The sequence below is a fragment of the Streptomyces apocyni genome, from assembly GCF_009739465.1.
GTDB classification, from domain to species: domain Bacteria; phylum Actinomycetota; class Actinomycetes; order Streptomycetales; family Streptomycetaceae; genus Streptomyces; species Streptomyces apocyni.
Map to the genome: position 1 here is coordinate 16,081 of NZ_WHOM01000032.1, position 22,972 is coordinate 39,052.

Genomic DNA, 22,972 nt, shown 5'->3' on the forward strand with positions numbered 1-22,972 from the left:
TCAGTCTTTCGCGAGACGCTTGGTGAGCGCGTCGAGGACCTCCGGCGGCACCAGGTGGGACACGTCCCCGCCCCAGGCCGCGACCTCCTTCACGAGTGAGGAGGAGAGGAAGCTGTAGGTGGGGTTGGTCGGGACGAACAGCGTCTCGACGCCCGAGAGGCCGTTGTTCATCTGGGCCATCTGCAGCTCGTAGTCGAAGTCGCTGACCGCGCGCAGACCCTTGACGATGGCCGGGATGTCGCGCTGCTTGCAGTAGTCGACCAGCAGGCCGTGGAACGGCTCCACCTGGACGTTGCCGTAGGCGGCGGTGACCTGGCGGAGCAGGTCGATCCGCTCGTCGACCGTGAACAGGCCCTGCTTGGACTGGTTGATCATCACCACCACATGCACGGCGTCATACAGCTTGGACGCGCGGGAGATGATGTCGAGATGTCCATTGGTGACGGGGTCGTATGACCCCGGACAGACGGCGCGGCGCAACTGAAGTCCCTCGCTCTCCGGTCCGGTCATGGTGCGGTCTCTGCGTTGTCGCAGGTAGAGGCGGCGCGACCGTACCAAAATGTGCCCTCGCCGTAGCGTCGGGACCTCAGTGGTGCGAAGCCGTCCGGCCAGTGGAACTCGCCGCCTCTGGTGCTGCGTTCCACGGTGACGAGCGCATCGGCGGCTAGCCAGCCCTGAGTGCGGAGTGTGAGCAGGATCTCCCGAAGATCGTCGTCGGTCACGGCGTAGGGAGGATCGAGGAAAACCAGGTCGTACGGGTCGCCGGCGGGCGGTGCCGCGATCACCTGGGCCGCCTTGGCGGCCCTGACCTCGGCGCCGGGCAGGCCGAGCGAGCGGACGTTCTCGCGGATCGTACGGACGGCCTTGGCGTCGGCCTCGACGAGCAGGGCGTGGCTCGCGCCGCGCGACAGCGCCTCCAGGCCGACGGCGCCCGAACCGCCGTACAGGTCGAGTACCCGCTCGCCGTCCAGCGGGCCACCGAGCAGCGACTGCCACGTCGAGAACAGGCCCTCGCGCGCGCGGTCGGAGGTGGGGCGGGTGCCGGTCCCCGGGGGTACGGACAGGCGGCGCCCGCCGGCGCTTCCGGCGATCACGCGGGTCATCTGCGTCCTTCGGGCTCGGTGATGCGGTCACCCCACGATATGGCGTACGGGCCGAATGGACCCGGCCAGTCCCGGTCAGGCCCGGGTGGAGGCGACAAGCAGAGTGCGTCAGCCCTTCTCCAGGTAGTCCTCCCGGTTCTTGTCGACGAGCGCGTCCAGCGCCGTACGCAGCTCCGGATACCGCTCGAGGTCGGGATCGTCCGCGACGAGCGTTACCGCCTCCGCCCGGGCCTCGGCGATCACCTCCTCGTCCTCGATGACCGCCAGCACCCGCAGCGAGGAGCGGACGCCGGACTGGGCCTGGCCCAGCACATCGCCCTCGCGGCGCTGCTCGAGGTCGATCCGGGACAGCTCGAAGCCGTCCAGTGTCGCGGCCACCGCGCCGAGCCTGGCCCGCGCGGGGCTGGCCTCCGGCATCTCGCTGACCAGCAGACACAGTCCGGGGGCCGCGCCTCGGCCGACCCGGCCGCGCAACTGGTGCAGCTGGGAGACGCCGAACCGGTCCGCGTCCATGATCACCATCGCGGTGGCGTTGGGGACGTTCACCCCGACCTCGATGACCGTCGTCGCCACCAAAACGTCGACCTCGCCCGCGGCGAACCGGCGCATCACCGCGTCCTTGTCGTCCGGCGGCATCCTGCCGTGCAGCACCTCGACGCGCAGCCCCCGCAGCGGCCCCTGGGCGAGCTGCTCGGCCACGTCCAGCACGGCCAGCGGCGGCCGCTTCTCGGCCTCGGCTCCGGCTCCGGCTCCGGCCTCGGCCGCGCCGTCGCCTTCGGCGGACTTCTTCTTCGGCTCCGTTCCGTTCTCCTCGCCGTCGCCGATTCGCGGGCACACGACGTACGCCTGGTGCCCTTTGTTCACCTCCTCGCGCACCCGCTCCCAGGCCCGCGCCAGGAAGTGTGGCTTGTCCTGGGCCGGTACGACATGGCTGGCGATCGGCGAGCGGCCCGCGGGCAACTGGTCCAGGACCGAGGTCTCCAGGTCACCGAAGACGGTCATCGCCACCGTGCGCGGGATCGGGGTCGCCGTCATCACCAGCAGGTGCGGGGGCTGCTTGCCCTTGGAGCGCAGCGCGTCGCGCTGCTCAACGCCGAAGCGGTGCTGTTCGTCGACGACGACCAGGCCCAGATCGTGGAACTGGACCTTGTCCTCGATCAGGGCATGGGTGCCGATGACGATCCCGGCCTCACCGGTGACCAGGTCAAGCAGCGCCTGACGGCGGGCGGCCACCCCCATCGAGCCGGTCAACAGCACCACCTTGGTGCCCTGCTCGGCACCGCCCAACATTCCCCCTTCCGCTAGCTCGCCCATCATCTCGACGATCGAGCGGTGGTGCTGCTGCGCGAGCACCTCGGTCGGCGCGAGCATCGCGGCCTGCCCGCCCGCGTCCACCACCGTGAGCATCGCGCGCAGCGCCACCAGCGTCTTGCCCGAACCGACCTCGCCCTGGAGCAGCCGGTGCATCGGATGCTCGGTGGCGAGGTCGTCGAAGATCTCGCCGGAGACCTTCTGCTGGCCCTCGGTGAGGGTGAAGGGCAGCTTCGCGTCGAACGCGTCCAGCAGGCCGCCCGGCTGGGGCCTGCGCGCCACGGCGGGCAGCTGGGTCTCCGCGAACCGGCGCCGGGCCAGCGCCACCTGGAGCACGAAGGCCTCGTCCCACTTCAGGCGGGCCCTGGCGTCGGCGATATCCGTCTTGCTGTGCGGGCGGTGGATTTTCAGCAGGGCCTCGGGGAGCGGCACCAGCCCCCGGCCGTCCCGCAGCGCGGGTGGCAGCGGGTCCACGGCCTCCTGGGCGCTGGGCAGCACCGCGTCGACCGCCTTGGCCAGCTTCCAGGACTCCAGCTTCGCGGTGGCCGGGTAGATCGGGATCAGGGCCCCGGCCCAGGAGCCGACCGCCGCCGCGTCCGCACCCTCGCCGCCCTCGCCACCGTCACCGCCGCGCAGGACCTCGTAGGCGGGGTGGGCGAGCTGGAGCTTGCGCTGGAAGGCGGAGACCTTGCCCGCGAACATCGCGCGGGTGCCCGGCAGCAGGTCCTTGTGCGGCTTGTGGATGCCACGGCCGAAGAACACGAGCTGGAGCTGGCCACTGCCGTCGGTGATCACGACCTCCAGGCGCTGGCCCCTGCCGTGGTTGAACTTCAGCACCCGGGCGCTCGCGACCTGGGCGACCACGGTCACATGCTCGTCCATCGGCAGCTCGGCGAGGCGGGTCAGCTCACCACGCTCCGCGTACCGCCGCGGGTAGTGATGCAGCAGATCGCCGACGGTGTGCAGGTCGAGGTGCTCGGCCATGACCTTCGCGGTGGCGGGGCCGAGCAGTTTCTTCAGCGGTTCTTCTAGCGCGGGCACATGTTCCATTGCACACCACGGCAGTGACAGACACGGTCCGCCTGTAGAAAACCCTCCGATGCGCGGAGTGTTATTCCACTCCGATGAGGAGCAGCGGCGACTGCCGCCCGCCGCGGTAGACGACCGTGTCGACCGCCAGATGCGCCTCGCGTACGTGGTCCTCCAGCCGCACCGCGACAGCGTCGGGCACTTCGTCACCGAGCACTAGGGTGACCATCTCGCCGCCCGCCGCGAGCATCCGGTCCAGCACGGTCGTGGCGATGTCCGGGAGGTCCGCGCCGATCACGGCGACATCCCCGTCGATGAGCCCCAGGACATCACCGGCCTGGCAGATCCCGGCCATCGTCCAGGACTGCCGCTCGGCGACGGCCAGTTCGGCGTAGCGGGTCGCGCCCGCGGCCGAGGTCATGGAGACCACGTCCTCGTCGAAGCGGCGGTCCGGCTCGTGTACGGCGAGCGCCGCGATGCCCTGTACCGCGGACCGGGTCGGGATGAGCGCGACCCGTACACCGTCCGTACGGGCCTGTTCCGCGGCGGCCGCGACGGTGTGCCGCAGGGTCCCGTCGTTGGGCAGTAGCACCACCTCGCGCGCGTGGGCGCGGCGGACGGCGTCGACGACCTCACCACTCGCGGGCGGCTCGCCGGGACGCGCGAGCACCGTGGTGGCCCCGGCCTCGGCGTACAGACCGGCAAGCCCTTCCCCCTGGACCACGGCGACGACCGCGCGCCGCACCCGCTCCCGTGGCGGTGTGAAGCCCGTGCTGTGCGCGTCCTGGGCCCCGAAGTGCGTGATCCTGATGCGGTACGGGCGCCCCGCCTCGACGCCCGCCTCGACGGCGGCGCCCGCGTCGTCGACATGCACATGGACGTTCCACAGCCCGTCGCCGCCGACCACGACCAGGGAGTCGCCCAGCGCGTCCAGGCGGCCGCGCAGCCGGTCGACGGCCGGGTCGTCGGCCTCCAGCAGATAGATCACCTCGAACGCGGGCCCGCTCCCTGCGGGCACCGCGTCGGCCGCACAGTCCACCAGGTGAGCCGACGCCGCGGCTGCCCCGACGTCCGTACGCTCAGCCTGCCGCACGCGCGCGTAGCCGCGTATCTGCCGTGGGGGTGCGGGTGGCGCCTGCCCCGACAGCGCCTCCACCAGCGCTCCCAGCACGGCCACCAGACCCTGCCCGCCCGCGTCCACGACACCCGCCCGCTCCAGCACGGCCAGCTGCCCCGGGGTCCTGGCCAGCGCGGTACGCGCCCCGTCGTACGCCGCCCGCGCGGCCGTGGCGCAGTCGCCGTCGGCGCCCTGGGTCGCCGCGTCGGCCGCGGCGGTGGCCACCGTGAGGACCGTCCCCTCGACCGGGTGCGCGACGGCCTGGTATCCGGAGTCCGCGGCCCGCCGCAGCGCGATTCCGAGCAGCTCCCCGCCCACGACAGGCCGCGCCGCGTCGCTCTCGGTGGACACCACCTGAGCCATGCCCCGCAGCAGCTGAGCCAGGATCGTGCCCGAGTTGCCGCGCGCCCCGATCAGCGCGCCATGCGCCATCGCGCGCATGGCCTCAGCCGCCGAAGGGCCCTCGGCCGACCCGGCCGCCTCGTGCCCGGCGAACACGGCCTCGACCGCCTGCGCCGCCGACTCCACCGTCAGGTAGAGGTTCGTACCGGTGTCCGAGTCCGCGACCGGATAGACGTTGATCGCGTCGATCTCCTCGCGGGCCCGCCCCAACGCGTCCAGGGCGAGACCACACCAGGTGCGCACCACGACGGCGTCGAGCAACTGCGGCACCTGGGCCTCCTAGCTGCGGTTTTGCTCCGCAGGGTAGTTCTCGGTGGGCAGGGTGCCCGGGGCGGGGGGCGAGCTGACCATGGTAGTTTCGTTCTACCGAAGCGGTCGTTGTATGCTGCTCCGGTTGCCCGATAGATATCGGGTCACCCCCTGGCACCGCCACTTCAGATCACTGAACCCGGCATGCCGGGTTTAACCGTAAGAGCATCTGAAGTCTTTGGAGTGTCCCGTGGCTGCCAACTGCGACGTCTGCGGCAAGGGGCCGGGCTTCGGCAACAACATCTCGCACTCGCACCGCCGTACGCCCCGTCGCTGGAACCCGAACATCCAGCGCGTGCGTGCCGTGGTCAGTGGGACGCCGAAGCGGCTCAACGCCTGCACCTCGTGCATCAAGGCCGGGAAGGTCTCGCGCTGACGCAACGCTAAGCGCGGCCACTTGCCTGGTTGCTGAACAGCCGGTCCACCCCAGGGTGGGCCGGCTGTTCTGTTACTCACTCCCCAACCCCCAGGAGCTACTGTGCCCGAGCTGCCCGAGGTCGAGGTCGTACGCCGCGGACTCGAAGCCTGGGTCAGCGGACGGACCGTCGCCGACGTGCAGGTGCTGCACCCGCGCGCCGTACGCCGTCACCCGGCGGGCGGCGTGGACTTCGCGGCCCGGCTCACCGGACACCGTGTCGGCTCCGTCCAGCGCCGTGGCAAGTACCTCTGGCTGCCGCTCGGGGACTCCGCGGCCCCTGGGTGTTCCGTGCTCGCCCACCTCGGCATGAGCGGCCAGCTGCTGGTCCAGCCGACGGACACGGCGGACGAGCGGCATCTGCGGATCAGGGTCGGCTTCACCGACGACCTCGGCACCGAACTGCGCTTCGTCGACCAGCGCACCTTCGGCGGGCTCTCGCTGCACGAGAACACCCCGGACGGCCTCCCGGACGTGATCGCCCACATCGCGCGCGACCCGCTCGACCCGAAGTTCGACGACGCCGCGTTCCACACCGCCCTGCGCCGCCGCCGCACCACGGTCAAGCGCGCCCTGCTCGACCAGTCACTGATCAGTGGGGTCGGCAACATCTACGCGGACGAGGCCCTGTGGCGTACCAAGCTGCACTACGAACGCCCCACGGCCACCCTCACCCGCCCCAAGACCACGGAGCTCCTGGGACACATCCGGGACGTGATGAACGACGCACTCGCCGTCGGCGGCACCAGCTTCGACAGCCTCTACGTCAATGTGAACGGCGAGTCCGGGTACTTCGAGCGGTCCCTGGACGCGTACGGGCGCGAGGACGAACCCTGCCGCCGCTGCGGCACTCCCATGCGCCGCCGCCCTTGGATGAACCGCTCCAGCTACTACTGCCCGCGCTGCCAGCGCCCGCCGCGCCCGCAGTAGGCGTGCGCCGCGCCCCCAGGAGGCGTTCTAGGCGTCAGAACCCGAAGAAGTGACGCGGAGCCTCGCTGACCTGGGAACTTGTTGGTGATCGGTAGCCCGACCTACGGAATGACGGTGGGCTGCGGTTGTCGTCTGTCACCGTTGGCCACTGTCGGACGGCCCAGGGACGGCCCGTGTCGACGACTCGGCAGCCCCCTGTGCGCGTTAGGGTGATTCGCCCTTGTGGCAGTACGCGCAAACGGTGCGCCGCAGTGTAGCGGCTCCCCTATCTTGGGCTTCCGGAGGTTGGCATGGCTCGATTGCAGTACTTCTTGCTTGCTGAGTACGCCCGCGTCGACGCGGGTGGGCTGCTTACTGTGGTGGGGGCGGGGTTCGACAGGGTCGCCGTCGACGCGCTACCAGGCCAACTGTCATTGGGATGCGCGGCGCGCGTGCTCCTCGACGAGGGAGAGTCAGAGGCGCAGCTCAGTGTCGCCGTGCGTCCACCACAGGGCAGGGGGCTAGCTATCGCCAGCACGGTAAGGCCACCCGTAGACGCCAAACCTCATCTAGGCCACGTAGGTGTCATCTTTGCGGCCACTTTTGGGCTTCCCGTCGTAGCAGAAGGCCTGTACACCTTTGAGGTGACGGTCAATGGCGAGGAGCGACAAGACGCATCGTTCACCGTCGAGTTGCAGTCGGCCACGGGACAGGCCGATGCCTAATGCGACTGACGTACACTCGCCACGCACAGAGGCGCATGCAGCAAAGAAGTGTAACGAAGAGTGATGTTGAGCACGCCTTGGGTAACTTCATTGAGAGGAAGTGCACCCCTGAACCGAGCATCCGGTATCGCGGCCCTGGCCTCAACGGCGGCATACTCAAGGTGTGGGTAGTGCCAGACCAAGGGCCAATGTCCGACAAGATCATCAAGAGCGTGGCTTGGGAAGGAGTGAGTGATGTCTGAGCCCATGGTTCGCATCGAGATTGAGCCCTCCGTCGACCTGGCCTACGTCGAACTTAGCCAGGGCCAGGTAGACAGGACCGACGAGTTCACGCCTGAGATCGCGATCGACCTGGACCGGTACGGAATGGTTCTAGGGATTGAGCTGCTCACGCTCTCCGTCAACCTCGACGCAGAGCTGCGCGCTCGCCTTGCTGGGCAGTATCACATCCCGTCCTCCGTTCTGGATCTCCTGTCGCCTGCGCTCAATGTCGTCGCCGACTGGGAGAGGCAGGTCGCTGAGCGAAAGGCTGCTCAGCAGCTAGCCCCCCGCGCGACCTACGGAGTACTCCGTGCGTCCACCCAGCCAAGGCTCACAGAGTGCCACTGAGCTCTGTTGATGGCATAGGTAGCTGGACGAAACAACCCCTGACCAGGTGAGATGGTTAGGGGTTACTCGTTTCTAACGGGCAGTGGGGTTCGCGCCTAGTGCGTGCTGCTCAGCAAGCAGCCTTCTTCCCCCTTTGTGGGTAGCCGGACCCCTCTTGCCGGGTCGAGCCTAGTCGGCGGTTACGCGGCTGCCTGAGGGTGTCATCATCCGGTCATGAACTACCAGCCACTTGCTGCGGCCGTCGTCGCTGTCTCAGGTCTAGCGGGTCTGTACATCCAGAGCCGCCGCACGACCGGGCATGCGGCGGAGGAGATCAAGAGAGAGCTCGACATCCTCGCTGCTGCCTGATCAAAGCGAGCTTCGGGAGCCCCTTCAAGTACGCATCGATGACTTGCTCCGACGCTACATGTCCAAGCGACAGGAGGAGGCTCGCGATTGGTCAGGAGTCACCCTCGCTGTCTTGCTCTTAATGGCCTCCGCGTTCTTCGCCTGGATGGCGGTAAGCGAGGGCGCCTGGTGGTGGGCGGGCCTCGTGGTGACCGTTCCCTTCGGGATCTTCGGCGTTTACGGATTCGTCGAATCCATCCTGCCAGCGAAGCGCGATGAGAGAGGGCGACGTCTTCAGAGGCGCCCCTGGGACCACCGCCCGGAGCCACCCCAGTGAACGGTCACGTTGGCCGTCGCGGTCGGTGGAGCGGCTTTGGGCGGGAGCTGCCATGGGGTGAGTGATCATGGCCCCTTACGCTGGCCGCGATCGGGCAGTCCGTGGACCTGCCCGCAATAGCCCGATCTGGGGCCATGATCTTCGAGGCTCGCCCCATGGTGGCTGCCTAAAGCCGTGGAGCCGACCGCCCCAGCCACGGGGCACCGGCCCAGGGAGCGGGTTTGCCCGCCGCGTACCGCCGCCGCGATCCGGCCTTATCGGTGACCCACAGCGTCGGTGACCTGGTGGTGCGGCAATCCCCTTGTGCCCCTATGGCCTGGTGCTGGGTTTGGCCGCTGGTGGGGGCGACGGGCGGACGGCGGTCCGCAGCTGGTGGCGGAGACATGGAAGCGGCGGGGCGGCGGCCGACCGGCGCCGCCGCGCGTGCGCGGCCCTCGGTCCTTTGGATCGACCCGACTTCGCTGGGCGGCGCCGGTCTGGTGGTCTTGATGGGGTGTTTCGTGTGCGTGCGCCCTGTGGTCCTACGGTTGCTGAAGGGTTCTCCCCTCCTAGGTCGGATCGCGGCGGCGGTACGCGGCGGGCAAACCCGCGTCACCGGGTCGAAGGCTCGGGCAAGGGGCGGTTGGCGCCTTCGGCTGATCAGACGGCCGCGAGCGGAGCGAGTCTTGATGAGGTAGAGAAATCTGTAACGGCCCGTCGTACGGCGGTCAGTTGAGGTCGTACTCCGCGGTGAGCTGTCGGCCAGCGCCCAGGAAGTCGGTCGCGTACTCGGTCATGGAACCGTGCTGGTCCCAGTAGTAGTTGGTCATGGTCAAGGCGGGTTCTCCTGCCTCGACTCCGAGTAGCGGCGCGGCGTCCTCTGGCACTGGACGTAGGCCGACAACATCACGCCTTCGGACTGTGCGGCGCCCGGTGCGCTCTTCGATCAACCCGAAGGTCATCTTCGGCAACGCTTCTGCGACGATCAATTCCGGAGCGCTCTCGGCAAGTTCGCCTTGCAGCCAGGATGTGGACAGCGTGATTACTCCGTCGTCATCCAGGTACCGGCGCTGACGGCGTACGACTGGCGCACCCTCCTCGACTCCAAGGGCTTCGGCGACCTCGATTGGGGCTGGCGTCAGTCCGGCGCTGAGGATCTCGACATGCTCACCAGGACGAAACCCGCTGCCGGTTGCCCGCTGGAGCTGGAGGCGGTCGGAGCCGCTCGTGAGCTTCCGGCCAAGGTCAACGAAGGTGCCTTGCGTTGATGAGCGTACGTACCCCTCGGCTTGTAGCTGCTTGATCCCCTTGGCTGCTGTGGCGGTGGCTACCCCCCACTCTTCGGCGATCTCCGCGATGGGCGGGAGCTTGGTGTCCTGGGTCAGAACGCCATCAATGATCTTCTGCCGAAAGTGGTCCGCGATCTGCATGAACGGTGGTGCGGCTCGCTGGACTCGCGGTGTCATCTCTCCTCCGAGATCGTCTACTAGCTCGCAGACAAGCATACCCCGGAACCCCTCTTGCCATCGCGTGCTAGCACGCGTATATATGAGTGTGAGCTAGTACACGAACGCCGGGGGCGACGTCCTACCGCCAAGCAGTTTCGTCGCCCCCGGCTCCCTCGAAGGGAGCTTCCATCATGCCTGCGACGTTGAATGCTTCGCACTCTTTGGTCGGTGTCTCACCGGCCGTGACCTCTGGTTGCCTGTCGGCTCCGTTGTCGCGTACGGATGACGCTGAGGTGATCTCCTCGTCGTGCATGGCGTGCGGACGGGAGATCGGGGGTTGGGGCTGGGTCAACCGGGTCGGTACCGGGGTGCTGATGCACCACACCACCGAGGGCTCGGTTCCGTGCCCGACGGCCGCGCCGTTTGACTGGGTGACCGGCGACACCCTGCCCGTGCCTGCCGCGGGGGTGACGGCATGACTGCTTCGGTGATCGTCACGCGAACCGTGACCGCTCGGGCCGCCGTGCCGACCGACGGTGACTGTGGCTGCTACAAGTCGGGATGGATTCGACGGAAGACCTCGGACACCCCGAACACCTGGAGTGTGGCCAACTGCCCCGTGCATAACCCGGAGGCGGTGGGATCTCCGGTCAGTCGGGATCTGTCCTTCGTGTGGGCCGACGTGGACACCGGCCGGGTGCCCTGCCCCGGCTGCGCCTCGGACCGCTTCCCGTCGTGGACCTTCGTTCAGGCTGACGGTCTTCGGGTGCTGACGCACGACGGCAACACGATCTGCCCTGGCGACCCTACCTTCGGCGCGCTGACCGGACCCGAGCCGCTGCCGTCGACCGAGTCCGTGGGGGTGGCTGCGTGATGGGCCTCTTCAGCGGACGCGACAAGGATGAGGGCGAGCGCTACGCCGCGGAGATGAACGCGGAAGCCCGAGCACTCGGCAGGGACCCCTACGACTACGCCAAGCAGGTCGTTGCGGAGACGAACAGGGCCAACGAAGCCCTGGACGCGGGCAAGCCCAAGGGGGACACTTCCGGGCCTTCCTGTGACTCGGCCAGCACCCCCGAGAGGGGGCGGCGCTGGTGACCTACTTCGACGACCCCCAGCACGCCGCCGAAGCGGCCGACGAAGAGCGCACCGGCCAGATCGCCGCGTTCCTGGACGCCTGCGACGTGAGGCCGCACACCGAGTTCTTCACCGTGGTGGACGATGCGATCTACGCGGAGGACTGGGCCAAGCTGCACGGCCAGTACCCGCCCCTCGGCCACGGCTACCCGAGGGAGGACCACCCGTGACGGTCTTCCCCATCGCCCCTGAGGCCGTAGCCGGTGCTGCGGCCTCCCTGGGCACCGACCCAACCACCCTGGCCGACCTGCTGCGGGTCGCCAACACCCCCGGCTTCGACCGCTGGCGCGAGCAGATCAAGCGCACCGGCGGCTGTTCCAACCCCATCCACCTGACGGGCCAGACCGTGACCCGCGACCGGGCCTCGGGCGAAGTCCTGTACTCCTACTCGACCCAGGGCGAGCCCGGTGGGCGGCTGCGGATCGCCTGCGGCAACCGGCGCGCCTCGCGCTGCCCCTCCTGCGCCTGGACCTACGCCGGGGACACCTACCACCTGATCCGCGCCGGGATCACCGGCGACCAACGCAAGGACGTCCCTGAAACCGTCCGCGACCACCCCCGCGTGTTCGTCACGCTGACCGCACCGTCGTTCGGCCCGGTCCACAACCGCCCCGACACCGGCCGCTGCCGCTGCGGCGTCCGCCATGGCGAGGACGATCCCGCGCTCGGCACTGCGCTCGACCCCGAGCGGTACGACTATGCGGGGGCGGTGCTGTTCAACAACCATGCCGGGCAGCTCTGGCAGCGCTTCACGATCCGCCTCGGCAGGGAGATCGCCGCACGGGCGGGCCTGTCCCAGCGCGCCTTACGCGAGCACTGCCGGGTCTCGTTCGGCAAGGTCGCCGAATTCCAGCGCCGCGGCGCGGTCCACTTCCATGCCGTGGTGCGTATCGACGGGCCCGACGGGCCCGATTCCGTCCCGCCCGCCTGGGCCAGCACCCAGCTCCTGGACGAGGCGATCCGGGCCGCTGCCGGACGTGCCGCGGTGACCGTCCCGGCCTCCGGCCCCCACCCGGAACGGGTGCTGCGCTGGGGTACGCAGGTGGATGTGCAGCCGATCGGCGCCCTGGGATACGAGGAGCTGACCGAGCAGGCCGTCGCCTCCTACGTCGCGAAGTACGCCACCAAGGCCGCTGAGACCACCGGCACCGTCGACCGCCGCATCGGAGAGCTGGCCGAACTCGACAAACTGCCCGGCCTGCCCGCCCACACCCGGCGTCTGATCGAAACCTGCTGGGAGCTGGACGGCGCCTACCCGGACCGGCTGCTGGCCCACTGGTCCCACATGCTCGGCTTCCGCGGCCACTTCAGCTCGAAGTCCCGCCGCTACTCCACCACCCTCGGGGCGCTGCGCAAGGTCCGTGCCGACTACCGCGCCCGGCAAGAACGTCAGGAGCGCGGCTACGCGGAAGACCTCGACGACACGGAGGGCTCCACGCTGGTCCTCGCCCACTGGACTTATGCCGGACACGGCCACACCCCTGGTGAATCCTGGCTCGCCGCTTCCATCGCCCGAGACCTCCGGCTGAACCGCGAAACCGCCCGCGAAGCACTCGCCGACCTAGACGACGTCGACGGCTGGGAGGTGTGCGCATGAAGCGTCCGCTTCCGGACCGGTACCTGACCCCGGTCGACGTCGCCGATCTCCTGGGCGTCCCGGTCGAGACCGTCTACCAGTGGCGTCGCAAGCGCACCGGACCCCGCGGCTTCCGCGTCGGCCGACACCTGCGCTACGACCCCGAAGACGTCCGCGCCTGGATCGCCACCCTGATGGAAGGGGCCGCGTGATGGCCGGACACATCCAAGACCGCTGGTACAAGACTGAAACCGGGCCCGACGGCAAGGGGCGCAGGGTCAAGACCGACCGCTACGGCACTGGCAAGCGCTACAGGGCCCGATACATCGCCCCGGACGGCACCGAGAAGAGCCAGTCATTCCCGGACAAGCAGAAGCGCAAAGCGGAAGCCTGGCTAGCGAACATCGAAGCCGACATGACCCGCGGTGACTACGTTGACCCGAACGCTGGCAAGATCACCTTTCGGCAGTACGCGGGGGAGTGGCTGGAGACTCTGACCACTGATCCGGCCACACGGGCCGCTACCGAGATGCGGCTACGGCTGCACGCCACCCCGCATCTAGGGTCACGGGCAATGAGTGCATTCCAGCCGTCTCACCTGCGCCTCTGGATGCGACAGATGGAGGATGCTGGGCTGTCTCCGGCGTACCGCCGAGTGATCTTCGCGCACGTATCAACGCTCTTCACAGCAGCTATGGAAGACCGTGTCATTCGTACGAATCCATGTACCTCGCGGTCTGTCAAAGCTCCGCGGCTCGATCCACGCAAGGTCAAGCCGTGGATGCAACAGCGTGTCATGGCTGTGCGGCTGGAGCTTCCTGACCGGTACCGCGAGATCATCGAGTTGGCGGCGGGGTGCGGACATCGCCAGGGGGAAGCCTTCGGGCTGGCCGTGGAAGACGTTGATCTCCTCGGCGGCGTCGTTCACGTCGTGCGTCAGGTGAAGCTCGTGAACAACCGGCCGGTCTTCGCCCCACCCAAAGGCGGCAAAGAACGAGATGTGCCGCTGCCCGACTCGGTCGGCTCTGCCCTGGCTGCGCACATCACCCGCTATCCACCGGTAGAGGTCACTCTCCCGTGGAAGACGCTCGACGGGCCACCGGTCACGGCAACGCTGATCTTCTACGGTCTGGGGGGTCTCGCTTTGATACGCAACCGCTTCAACGATCGCGTCTGGCGTCCGGCTCTCCGTGCCGCTGGGGTGCCTACGGGACGTGAGAACGGGTTGCACGCGCTACGGCACTTCTACGCGTCGGTGCTTCTCGATGCAGGGGAATCGATCAAGGCTCTATCCGAGTACCTGGGACACCATGACCCCGGATACACGCTGCGGACCTACACCCATCTGATGCCCGCCAGCGAGTCCCGGACTCGGGCTGCTGTCGATCGCGTCTTGCGGGACGTTGGAGCCTCGGATGACGGCCCCACCACGGCCCAACCGCCCGCCTAGGGCTCTGGCCTGCGTGATTCTCAGAACCCGAAGTTCTGGGTCCACCACGGCCCGCCGGACGCGAAGTGCGCCCCGACGCCGAGGGTCGTGTAGTCGCAGTTGAGTATGTTCGCGCGGTGACCCGGGCTGTTCATCCAGGACTCCATCACGGCCCGCGCGTCGGCCTGGCCCCTGGCTATGTTCTCGCCACCCATGTTGTCGATCCCGGCCTGGTCGGCCCGGTCCCATGGAGTGTCGCCGTCCGGGTCGGTGTGGTCGAAGAAGCCTCGGGTGGCCATGTCCTGGCTGAAGTTCCTGGCGAGGGTGGCCAGCCTGGCGTCCGCGCGCACCGGGGCGCAGCCCGCCTTGGCGCGCTCCTGGTTCACCAGCGAGAGCACCTCGGCCTCGGCTTCGGCGGCCGCGCCGGTCGCCTGGGCGGGTGCCGGTGCGGGGGCGGGCGCGGGCTTGGCGGATTCGGCGCGGCGCTGACCCTGGGCCTGGCCCGGGTTCTTGGCCTTCTCCGGCTGGTCGGGCTTCTTGGCCGCCTGGTCCGGCGCGGTGGAAGCGGGCGCCTTGGACGCCTGCTCCTCTTTACCCTTCTTGTCCCTGTTGTTCTTCTCGTCGTTTTCCGCGTCAGCGTCCTTCGACGGTTTCGCCGAGGGCTCGGCGGGGGACTCCGACGGGGATGGTACGGACGGTGTGGCGCGATCGGAGCCTCGGCTGGCGGGGGTCTCCCCGCGCTCCGCCGCCTCACTGGCGCCACCCTGTGCCTGTACGTCGGACGAACCGTCGGCCTGCACCCTGCTGTCGTCACTGCCCAGCCGGAAGGTGTCGCCGGTCGGCAGCACGCCCGAGGTGACGGCCACGGTGCCCAGGGCCACCGCCGCGGAGACGCCGAGCAGTCCGGTCCGTACCGGGGCGGCTGCGGCTCGCTTCCTGCGCTGCTGGCCGACGGCGCTTGCGGCGTCGGAGCGTCGGTGGCGTCCCATGTACAGGCCTTCCTCGGTACGTACGGTCAATGCGCTTCGCCCATCCGGGTGAGCCACATCGGACGCGACTGTACGCGAAGTCGCCTGGGGAGGAAGTGCCTCGAGAGCTTTTGGCCGGTTAGCTTGCCCACATGAATGACGACGTACGGTTCACCGCCTGGGTACGCGGCCGAGTGCAGGGAGTGGGCTTCCGCTGGTTCACCAGGGCGGCGGCCCTGGAGATCGGTGGGCTCATCGGCTTCGCGCTCAACCTGGAGGACGGTCGGGTGCAGGTGGTGGCCGAGGGGCCGCGGACGGAGTGTGAGCGGCTCCTCGACTGGCTGCGGCACGGCGACACACCCGGCAGGGTCGACGGAGTCACTGAGATCTGGGCCACGCCACGCGGTGGCTACGACGGCTTCGCCATCCGCTGAGCCACCCCCGGGGGAAGCGAGCCGGGGGAGCCGCCCACGGTAACCACGCGCGGCGGCTGTGGACGGCGGAAACAGCCTGGTGGTTGCCAAGAACGGCCATGCGTGCCAGGCTGCGCGAGTAAGGATGATCTCCACGCCTTCGAACCATCACGTCTTTGGACAGATGGGACAAAACGGCCCCGTGGAAGAGGCTGCGCCGCACGTTTTCTTGCCGCGCGCCCCCGGGTTGCCCGCCAATACGGGGCGTGATCGTGTTGACCGTCAAACTTTTTGGTGAGACGCTGAAAGCCCCGCGCACCCTAGCTGTTTGGCATGTGGGAACGCAGTAATCATCAGTAGTGCCAATCACCGCGGGTGCTTCCCTCACGACCCACACCGCTTCGGTCGGTCACTCAGTGTGGAGGACCATCCATCATGGCAAAGGCGCTTCTCGGATACGTCGGCGGTTCTGACCCGCGACTCCTCGCCGAGATGCGACGGCTTCAGCAGCGTGTCCAAGACCTGGAATCCGAGCTCGGACGCATCCAGGCCGAGAACGACGCGCTGGCTTCGGCTGCCGCTTCTCACCCCGGAGAACTCCTCGAGAGCATCGACGTACCCCAGGCGGAGCCTGCGCTTACCTGACCCGGGACTGTAGAACGAGGGTCAGGCTGCTCATGTCACCGTCAACTGCTTGAGAAGAAGACCTGCAAGGGGCGCCTCGGCGTCCCTTCTCTCTTTCCACCCGGTCCCCCCTGCCCGGCAGCCTCTTACCGTCTGATGTGCCCTGCACCTTCCTCCGTGAAACCGGATGGCTCGCAGGGTGAGACGGCGCGCAGGCAGTAAAGTCCGGGGGCGTGCACCTCAAGGCCATGACCCTGCGCGGGTTCAAATCCTTCGCCTCCGCCACGACGCTGCGGTTCGAACCCGGCATCACCTGTGTCGTGGGGCCCAACGGCTCCGGCAAGTCCAACGTCGTGGACGCGCTGTCCTGGGTCATGGGCGAGCAGGGGGCCAAGTCGCTGCGTGGCGGCAAGATGGAGGACGTCATCTTCGCCGGGACGACCGGGCGGCCGCCGCTCGGACGCGCCGAGGTGTCCCTCACCATCGACAACGCCGACGGCGTGCTGCCGATCGAGTACGCCGAGGTCACGATCACGCGGATCATGTTCCGCAACGGCGGCAGCGAGTACCAGATCAACGGGGACACCTGCCGTCTCCTGGACATCCAGGAGCTGCTGTCCGACTCCGGTATCGGCCGCGAGATGCACGTCATCGTCGGCCAGGGCCAGCTGGACTCCGTACTGCACGCGGACCCCATGGGGCGGCGGGCCTTCATCGAAGAGGCCGCGGGGGTGCTCAAGCACCGCAAGCGCAAGGAGAAGGCGCTGCGGAAGCTGGACGCGATGCAGGCCAACCTGGCGCGTGTCCAGGACCTCACCGACGAGCTGCGACGCCAGCTCAAGCCGCTCGGGCGACAGGCCGCGGTGGCGCGGCGGGCCGCTGTCATCCAGGCCGACCTGCGCGACGCGCGGCTGCGGCTGCTCGCCGACGACCTGGTCCGGCTGCGTGACGCGCTGCGCGGCGAGATCGCCGACGAGGCCGAGCTGAAGCGGCGCAAGGACGCGGCCGAGGCCGAGCTGAAGGCGGCGCAGGCGCGGGAGTCCGCGCTGGAAGAGGACGTACGACGGCTGACGCCGCGGCTTCAGCGCGCCCAGCAGACCTGGTACGAGCTGTCCCAGCTCGCCGAGCGCGTCCGCGGCACGATCTCGCTCGCCGAGGCGCGCGTGAAGAGTGCGAGCAGCGCCCCGGAAGAGGAGCGGCGCGGCCGGGACCCCGAGGACATGGAGCGCGAGGCCGCCCGGGTCCGGGAGCAGGAGGCCGAGCTGGAGGCGGCCCTGGAGGCCGCCCAGTACGCGCTGGAGGACACGGTCGCGCGCCGGGCCGAGCTGGAGCGCGACCTCGCCCAGGAGGAGCGCCGGCTCAAGGACGCGGCCCGGGTCATCGCCGACCGCCGCGAGGGCCTGGCCAGGCTGCACGGCCAGGTCAACGCGGCCCGGAGCAGGGCCGCGTCGGCCCAGGCGGAGATCGGCCGCCTCGCCGCCGCGCGCGACGAGGCGCGGCAGCGGGCGGCGGCCGCGCAGCGCGAGTACGAGCAGCTCCAGGCCGAAGTCGACGGTCTGGACGCGGACGATTCCGCGCTCGGTGAGCGGCACGACGCCGCGAAACGGGAGCTCGCGGACACGGAGGCCGCGCTGTCCGCCGCGCGCGAGGCGGTCACCGCCGCGGAGCGCAGGCGGGCCGCCACCGCAGCCCGCCATGAGGCGCTCGCCCTCGGCCTGCGACGCAAGGACGGTACGGGCGCGCTACTGTCCGCACACGACCGGCTGACCGGGCTGCTCGGCCCCGCGTCCGAACTCCTCACCGTGGCCCCGGGTTTCGAGGTCCCGGTGGCGGCGGCACTCGGCGCGGCCGCCGACGCCATCGCCGTCGCCGACCCCTCGACCGCGGCGGAGGCCATCCGCCTCCTCCGTGAACAGGACGCGGGCCGCGCCGCCCTCCTGCTGGCAGCCGCCCCGAGCCATCCCGCGCTCCCGCCGCCGAGGCCCAGCCCCACAAGTGCCGCCGACGGTGCGTCTGTCGCTGGAGCGCCGCTGCCTGGGGCGCGAGGCGCCGCTCACGGTGGCCACGCCGCGGGCGAGCGCGTGGGGCCGTCCGCTGGTGGTTCGCATGTTTCCGGCGAGGTGGCTGAGGGCGTGTGTGCTGGCGCGGGGGCGGGTTCCGCCGGGGCGGTCGCTGAGGGTGCGTCCGCCGGTGGCGCCGTGACGTCTGGGGCCCGGGGGGCCACTCACGGCGGCCCGGCCGTGGACGAGGCCGTGGCCGCGCCTCCGGGCACCGGCGAGGGGGCGCCCGCCGCCGCCGAGTTGGTGCGGGGGCCCGCCGCGTTGCTGCCCGCCGTGCGGTGGCTGCTGCGGAACACGGTGGTCGTCGGCACGTTGGAGGACGCCGAGGACCTGGTGACCGCGCACCCGGAGCTGACGGCCGTGACCGCCGAAGGCGATGTGCTGGGCGCGCACTTCGCGCAGGGCGGCTCCGCGGGGGCCCCGAGCCTGCTGGAGGTGCAGGCGTCGGTGGACGAGGCCGCCGCCGAGCTGGCCGAGCTGGACGTGCGCTGTGACGAGCTGACCCAGGACCAGCGTCTGGCGGCGGAGCGGCGCGGCGAGAGCGCCGCGCTGGTCGAGGAGCTGGGGGAGCGGCGGCGGGCCGCCGACCGGGCCAAGTCGACTGTGTCCCAGCAGCTCGGGCGGCTCGCCGGACAGGCCCGTGGCGCCGCTGGCGAGGCCGAGCGTACGGCCGCCGCGGCGGCCAGGGCCCAGGAGGCCCTGGACCGGGCGACGGGGGAGGCGGAGGAACTGGCCGAGCGGCTGGCCGTCGCCGAGGAGGCCCCGGTCGACGAGGAGCCCGACACCGCCGTACGGGACCGGCTCGCCGCCGACGGCGCCAACGCCCGCCAGACCGAGATGGAGGCCCGCCTCCAGGTACGTACCCACGAGGAGCGGGTGAAGGGCCTCGCGGGACGGGCCGACAGCCTCGACCGTGGCGCGCGGGCCGAACGCGAGGCACGCGCGCGTGCCGAGCGGCGCCGGGCCAGGCTGCGCCACGAGGCGGAGGTCGCCGCCGCGGTCGCCTCGGGCGCCCGGCAGCTTCTGGCGCACGTCGAGGTGTCCCTCGTACGGGCCGAAGAGGAGCGGGCCACGGCCGAGAGCGCCAAGGCGGAACGCGAGCGGGACCTGGTCGCCGAGCGCGACGCGGGCCGCGGCCTCAAGGAGGAGCTGGACAAGCTGACCGACTCGGTGCACCGGGGCGAGGTGCTCGGCGCCGAGAAGCGGATGCGGATCGAGCAGCTGGAAGCCAAGGCGCTGGAGGAGCTGGGCGTCGAACCGGCGGGTCTGGTCGCCGAGTACGGCCCCGACCAGCTGGTGGCCCCGTCGCCGCCCGCCGAGGGCGAGGAGCTTCCCGCTGACCCTCAGCACCCGAGGAACCAGCCGGTCCCGTACGTCCGCGCCGAGCAGGAGAAGCGGCTCAAGGCCGCCGAACGGGCCTACCAGCAGCTCGGCAAGGTCAACCCGCTCGCCCTGGAGGAGTTCGCGGCGCTGGAGGAACGGCACAAGTTCCTCTCCGAGCAGCTCGAAGACCTGAAGAAGACCAGGGCCGACCTGCTACAGGTGATCAAAGAGGTCGACGAGCGCGTGGAGCAGGTCTTCACGGAGGCCTACCGGGACACCGCCCGGGAGTTCGAGGGCGTCTTCTCGCGGCTGTTCCCCGGCGGCGAGGGGCGGCTGGTGCTGACTGATCCGGACAACATGCTGACCACCGGCGTCGATGTCGAGGCGCGGCCCCCGGGCAAGAAGGTCAAGCGGCTCTCCCTGCTCTCCGGAGGAGAGCGGTCACTGACCGCGGTCGCCATGCTGGTGTCCATCTTCAAGGCGCGGCCCAGCCCGTTCTACGTGATGGACGAGGTCGAGGCCGCGCTGGATGACACCAATTTGCAGCGGCTCATCCGGATCATGGAGGAGCTACAGGAGTCCTCGCAGCTCATCGTGATCACGCATCAGAAGCGCACGATGGAGGTCGCCGACGCGCTGTATGGCGTATCGATGCAGGGTGACGGCGTTTCCAAGGTGATCAGCCAGCGGCTCCGCTGACGCCCTTCCTTTCAAGCCTTGAACTCTTACGCTGGGACTGCCTCTTCAAAGTCACACCATTAGACCTATTGACTTCGAAACTTGAAGGCATAGTCTCTGCAACGCAGTCTTTACCTTCAAGTGGTGGTCGACTCCAAGGTGTGCGCCACTTGTAGGGCCCCAGCCCCACACGCCCGGACGCCGCCGTCCGGGCTCTGTAGGAGACACCGTGACCACCACAGCGAAGCTGAAGCCGACGCCCGCGGGCGGCGGTCGGCCCGAACACCTCAGTCATGTCATCTTCATCGCCGCCACCGCGGCACTGGGTGGCTTCCTGTTCGGCTACGACAGCGCGGTCATCAACGGCGCCGTGGAGGGCATCCGCGGCAAGTTCGACGTCGACCCCGGAACCCTCGGCACGGTCATCGCCATCGCCCTGCTCGGCGCGGCGATCGGCGCCATGGTCGCGGGCCGCCTCGCCGACCGCATCGGCCGTATCCGGGTCATGCAGATCGCCGCCGTGCTCTTCGCGGTCAGCGGCCTCGGCTCGATGCTGCCGTTCGCCCTGTGGGACCTGGCCATGTGGCGGACACTCGGCGGCGTCGCCATCGGTATGGCGTCGGTCATCGCCCCGGCCTATATCGCCGAGGTCGCGCCCGCCGAGTACCGAGGCCGCCTGGCCTCCTTCCAGCAGGCCGCGATCGTGCTCGGCATCGCCATCTCGCAGCTGGTCAACTGGGTGCTGCTGCAGTTCGCCGACGGTGATCAGCGCGGCTCGCTGCTCGGCCTGGAGGCCTGGCAGATCATGCTCGGCGTCGAGGTCGTCCCGGCCCTGCTGTACGGCCTGATGTCGCTGCGTATCCCCGAGTCCCCGCGGTACCTGATCGCCCAGGGCCGCAGAGCCGAAGCCCAGGCCGTACTCGCGGACGTGGAGCCGAAGGGCACCGACCTGGACGCGAAGGTCGCCGAGATCGACGCCCGGATGCACATGGAGCACAAGCCGCGTCTCAGCGACCTGATGGGCGGTCGCGCCGGACTGCTGCCGATCGTCTGGGTCGGTATCGGGCTCTCGGTCTTCCAGCAACTGGTCGGCATCAACGTGATCTTCTACTACAGCTCCTCGCTGTGGCAGTCCGTCGGCATCGACCCGTCGAGCTCCTTCTTCTACTCCTTCACCACGTCGATCATCAACATCATCGGCACGGTGATCGCGATGATCTTCGTCGACCGGCTCGGGCGTAAGCCCCTCGCGCTGATCGGCTCGGCCGGTATGGCCGTCTCGCTGGGGCTCGCCGCCTGGGCGTTCTCGTACAAGGAAGGCACCGGCGACAACATCACACTGCCGGACGCGCAGGGCACCGTGGCGCTGCTCGCCGCCCACTCCTTCGTGCTGTTCTTCGCGCTCTCCTGGGGCGTGGTGGTCTGGGTCATGCTCGGCGAGATGTTCCCCAACCGCATTCGCGCCGCCGCGCTCGGTGTGGCCGCGTCCGCCCAGTGGATCGCCAACTTCGCGATCACCAAGACCTTCCCGAGCATGTCGGACTGGAACCTGTCCGCGTCCTACATGATCTACACAGCCTTCGCGCTGCTCTCGATTCCCTTCATCCTCCGGTTCGTACCCGAGACGAAGGGCAAGACCCTGGAGCAGATGGGCTAAACCCCGCTGCCCCTCGCTCCAGGAGGCGGCCCCTGCCCGGATTCCGGGTGGGGGCGGCCTTGTTCGCTCCCTGGTTCACTTTAGGAGTCCGGGTCACTCCGTCAGCCGTGGCAGCACCTGCTCCGCGAACAGGTGCAGGCTGCGCCACCCCTCGTCGACCGGCATTCCGCCGCACAGCGGATGCAGGATCAGGCTGTGGCCCTGGTGGTCCTGGGCGAAGGCCACACACGCGTCCGGCGTGAGCACCCGGTACACGCCCTCGGCGCGCAACGCGTCGACGGTCGTGGCGCGGGAACGGACCGCCGAGCGGATGTCCTTGGACTGCCACGAGGCATACGTCCGCGCCTCGTGCAGGAAGTGCCCGCCGTACATGGCCCACGTGCGGTCCGGGTCGTCGGAGACATGCAGCAGTGGCGTCTCGGACGCGGGCATCATCACCCAGCCGTCGGTCCCCAGCGCCGCGCGCCGCTCGTGGTAGTACGCCTCCAGTTCGGGCAGGTGCGCGCTCGGGAAGAACGGCAGCCCCAGGCGGGCCGCACGCCGCGCCGCGGCCCGCGACGAACCGCCGACCAGCAGCAGCGGGTGGGGCTGGGTGTACGGGCGTGGGGTGACCCGGACGGTGCGGCCGCGGAAGGTGAAGGGCTCACCGGTCCAGGCCGTGAGCAGGGTCTCAAGGAGTTCGTCCTGGAGCTTGCCCCGGCTGCCCCACTCGACGCCGAACGTCTCGTACTCCTCGGGCCGGTAGCCGATCCCCGCCACCGTGACCAGGCGGCCGCCGCTCAGCAGGTCCAGTACGGCGATCTCCTCGGCCAGCCGCAGCGGATCGTGCAGCGGCCCGATGACCGCCGACACCGTGACCGCGAGGCGGCGGGTGGCGCCGAAGACCGCGCCCGCGAAGGCGAACGGCGACGGCAGCCAGTTGTTGGCGGCGCCGTGGTGCTCCTCCGTCTGGATCGTGCTGATGCTGCGGTCGTCGCTGTACGCGGCCATCTCGACGGCGGCGCGATAGCGGGCGGAGAGCGCGTCGGGTGTCGCACCGGGGGCGACGAGGTTGAAGCGTACGACCGTGACGGGCATGGCCAAGTCC

At 69.5% G+C, this 22,972-nt stretch carries 24 protein-coding genes; 17 read left to right on the plus strand and 7 right to left on the minus strand.

The genetic code is table 11. From position 1 onward, the window contains the following. The 4 genes from coaD to GCN81_RS00270 all read right to left on the minus strand — a co-directional run bounded on the left by coaD (position 1) and on the right by GCN81_RS00270 (position 5,232). Complete coding sequence (gene coaD / locus GCN81_RS00255) at positions 1–510, minus strand: pantetheine-phosphate adenylyltransferase (RefSeq protein WP_156721335.1); 510 nt, start codon at positions 508–510, stop codon at positions 1–3. Beyond that, a complete protein-coding gene (gene rsmD / locus GCN81_RS00260) occupies positions 507–1,103 on the minus strand; it encodes a 16S rRNA (guanine(966)-N(2))-methyltransferase RsmD (RefSeq protein WP_156721336.1) in 597 nt (198 codons plus the stop codon). Before rsmD ends, coaD begins: the two co-directional genes overlap by 4 nt. Positions 1,104–1,211: 108 nt before the next feature. Next, entirely contained in the window at positions 1,212–3,464 is a 2,253-nt protein-coding gene (gene recG, locus GCN81_RS00265; protein ID WP_156721337.1) for an ATP-dependent DNA helicase RecG, read from the minus strand. Positions 3,465–3,525: 61 nt separating this feature from the next. Further along, positions 3,526–5,232 (minus strand): DAK2 domain-containing protein, encoded by a 1,707-nt coding sequence (locus GCN81_RS00270; protein WP_156721338.1) that lies wholly within the window; start codon positions 5,230–5,232, stop codon positions 3,526–3,528. A 229-nt stretch (positions 5,233–5,461) separates the two neighbouring features. Between GCN81_RS00270 and rpmB the strand changes: the two genes are divergently transcribed. The 6 genes from rpmB to GCN81_RS32650 all read left to right on the plus strand — a co-directional run bounded on the left by rpmB (position 5,462) and on the right by GCN81_RS32650 (position 8,277). Further along, entirely contained in the window at positions 5,462–5,647 is a 186-nt protein-coding gene (gene rpmB / locus GCN81_RS00275) for a 50S ribosomal protein L28 (RefSeq protein ID WP_016642993.1), read from the plus strand. Between the two features lie 102 nt (positions 5,648–5,749). Further along, on the plus strand, positions 5,750–6,616 hold the full coding sequence (gene mutM / locus GCN81_RS00280) for a bifunctional DNA-formamidopyrimidine glycosylase/DNA-(apurinic or apyrimidinic site) lyase (RefSeq protein WP_156721339.1): 867 nt from the start codon (positions 5,750–5,752) through the stop codon (positions 6,614–6,616). A gap of 290 nt (positions 6,617–6,906) precedes the next feature. Continuing rightward, complete coding sequence (locus GCN81_RS00285) at positions 6,907–7,320, plus strand: DUF6941 family protein (RefSeq protein ID WP_156721340.1); 414 nt, start codon at positions 6,907–6,909, stop codon at positions 7,318–7,320. Further along, positions 7,320–7,562 (plus strand): DUF4258 domain-containing protein, encoded by a 243-nt coding sequence (locus GCN81_RS32940; protein ID WP_156721341.1) that lies wholly within the window; start codon positions 7,320–7,322, stop codon positions 7,560–7,562. Before GCN81_RS00285 ends, GCN81_RS32940 begins: the two co-directional genes overlap by 1 nt. Further along, the gene (locus GCN81_RS00295) at positions 7,555–7,929 is read left to right on the plus strand and encodes a DUF2283 domain-containing protein (RefSeq protein WP_156721342.1); all 375 of its coding nucleotides are present in this window, start codon (positions 7,555–7,557) and stop codon (positions 7,927–7,929) included. The genes GCN81_RS32940 and GCN81_RS00295 overlap by 8 nt, the downstream gene beginning before the upstream one ends. 213 nt (positions 7,930–8,142) lie before the next feature. After that, positions 8,143–8,277, plus strand: coding sequence for a hypothetical protein (locus GCN81_RS32650; RefSeq protein WP_267904546.1), 135 nt, complete (start codon positions 8,143–8,145; stop codon positions 8,275–8,277). Between the two features lie 1,023 nt (positions 8,278–9,300). Here the strand turns inward: GCN81_RS32650 and GCN81_RS00300 are convergent. After that, entirely contained in the window at positions 9,301–10,038 is a 738-nt protein-coding gene (locus GCN81_RS00300) for a GntR family transcriptional regulator (RefSeq protein ID WP_156721391.1), read from the minus strand. Between the two features lie 173 nt (positions 10,039–10,211). Here GCN81_RS00300 and GCN81_RS00305 point away from each other — a divergent pair, with 173 nt between their 5' ends. The 7 genes from GCN81_RS00305 to GCN81_RS00335 are packed head-to-tail and all read left to right on the plus strand — an operon-like array spanning position 10,212 to position 14,183. Further along, entirely contained in the window at positions 10,212–10,499 is a 288-nt protein-coding gene (locus GCN81_RS00305; protein ID WP_156721343.1) for a hypothetical protein, read from the plus strand. Next, positions 10,496–10,894 carry a hypothetical protein gene (locus tag GCN81_RS00310; RefSeq protein ID WP_156721344.1) on the plus strand — a complete coding sequence of 133 codons (399 nt, stop codon included), beginning with the start codon at positions 10,496–10,498 and terminating at the stop codon, positions 10,892–10,894. Before GCN81_RS00305 ends, GCN81_RS00310 begins: the two co-directional genes overlap by 4 nt. Then, positions 10,894–11,118, plus strand: coding sequence for a hypothetical protein (locus tag GCN81_RS00315; protein ID WP_156721345.1), 225 nt, complete (start codon positions 10,894–10,896; stop codon positions 11,116–11,118). Before GCN81_RS00310 ends, GCN81_RS00315 begins: the two co-directional genes overlap by 1 nt. Beyond that, entirely contained in the window at positions 11,115–11,327 is a 213-nt protein-coding gene (locus GCN81_RS00320) for a hypothetical protein (RefSeq protein WP_231626284.1), read from the plus strand. The genes GCN81_RS00315 and GCN81_RS00320 overlap by 4 nt, the downstream gene beginning before the upstream one ends. Continuing rightward, positions 11,324–12,754, plus strand: coding sequence for a replication initiator protein RepSA (gene repSA / locus GCN81_RS00325; RefSeq protein ID WP_156721347.1), 1,431 nt, complete (start codon positions 11,324–11,326; stop codon positions 12,752–12,754). The genes GCN81_RS00320 and repSA overlap by 4 nt, the downstream gene beginning before the upstream one ends. After that, positions 12,751–12,945: a helix-turn-helix transcriptional regulator gene (locus tag GCN81_RS00330; protein WP_156721348.1), complete on the plus strand. Its 195-nt coding sequence runs from the start codon at positions 12,751–12,753 to the stop codon at positions 12,943–12,945. Before repSA ends, GCN81_RS00330 begins: the two co-directional genes overlap by 4 nt. Beyond that, a complete protein-coding gene (locus tag GCN81_RS00335; protein WP_156721349.1) occupies positions 12,945–14,183 on the plus strand; it encodes a tyrosine-type recombinase/integrase in 1,239 nt (412 codons plus the stop codon). The genes GCN81_RS00330 and GCN81_RS00335 overlap by 1 nt, the downstream gene beginning before the upstream one ends. A gap of 20 nt (positions 14,184–14,203) precedes the next feature. Here the strand turns inward: GCN81_RS00335 and GCN81_RS00340 are convergent, their stop codons facing one another. Continuing rightward, a complete protein-coding gene (locus tag GCN81_RS00340) occupies positions 14,204–15,151 on the minus strand; it encodes a CAP domain-containing protein (protein ID WP_156721350.1) in 948 nt (315 codons plus the stop codon). Between the two features lie 131 nt (positions 15,152–15,282). Here GCN81_RS00340 and GCN81_RS00345 point away from each other — a divergent pair, with 131 nt between their 5' ends. The 4 genes from GCN81_RS00345 to GCN81_RS00365 all read left to right on the plus strand — a co-directional run bounded on the left by GCN81_RS00345 (position 15,283) and on the right by GCN81_RS00365 (position 21,885). Continuing rightward, positions 15,283–15,564 (plus strand): acylphosphatase, encoded by a 282-nt coding sequence (locus tag GCN81_RS00345; protein ID WP_156721351.1) that lies wholly within the window; start codon positions 15,283–15,285, stop codon positions 15,562–15,564. Between the two features lie 414 nt (positions 15,565–15,978). Next, positions 15,979–16,188, plus strand: coding sequence for a hypothetical protein (locus GCN81_RS00355; RefSeq protein ID WP_156721353.1), 210 nt, complete (start codon positions 15,979–15,981; stop codon positions 16,186–16,188). Positions 16,189–16,400: 212 nt separating this feature from the next. After that, a complete protein-coding gene (locus GCN81_RS00360; RefSeq protein ID WP_156721354.1) occupies positions 16,401–20,249 on the plus strand; it encodes an AAA family ATPase in 3,849 nt (1,282 codons plus the stop codon). A 208-nt stretch (positions 20,250–20,457) separates the two neighbouring features. Further along, positions 20,458–21,885, plus strand: coding sequence for a sugar porter family MFS transporter (locus tag GCN81_RS00365; RefSeq protein ID WP_156721355.1), 1,428 nt, complete (start codon positions 20,458–20,460; stop codon positions 21,883–21,885). Positions 21,886–21,978: 93 nt separating this feature from the next. Here GCN81_RS00365 and GCN81_RS00370 read toward each other — a convergent pair whose 3' ends face one another. Next, positions 21,979–22,962, minus strand: coding sequence for an LLM class flavin-dependent oxidoreductase (locus tag GCN81_RS00370; protein WP_156721356.1), 984 nt, complete (start codon positions 22,960–22,962; stop codon positions 21,979–21,981). Positions 22,963–22,972 lie beyond the last annotated feature (10 nt).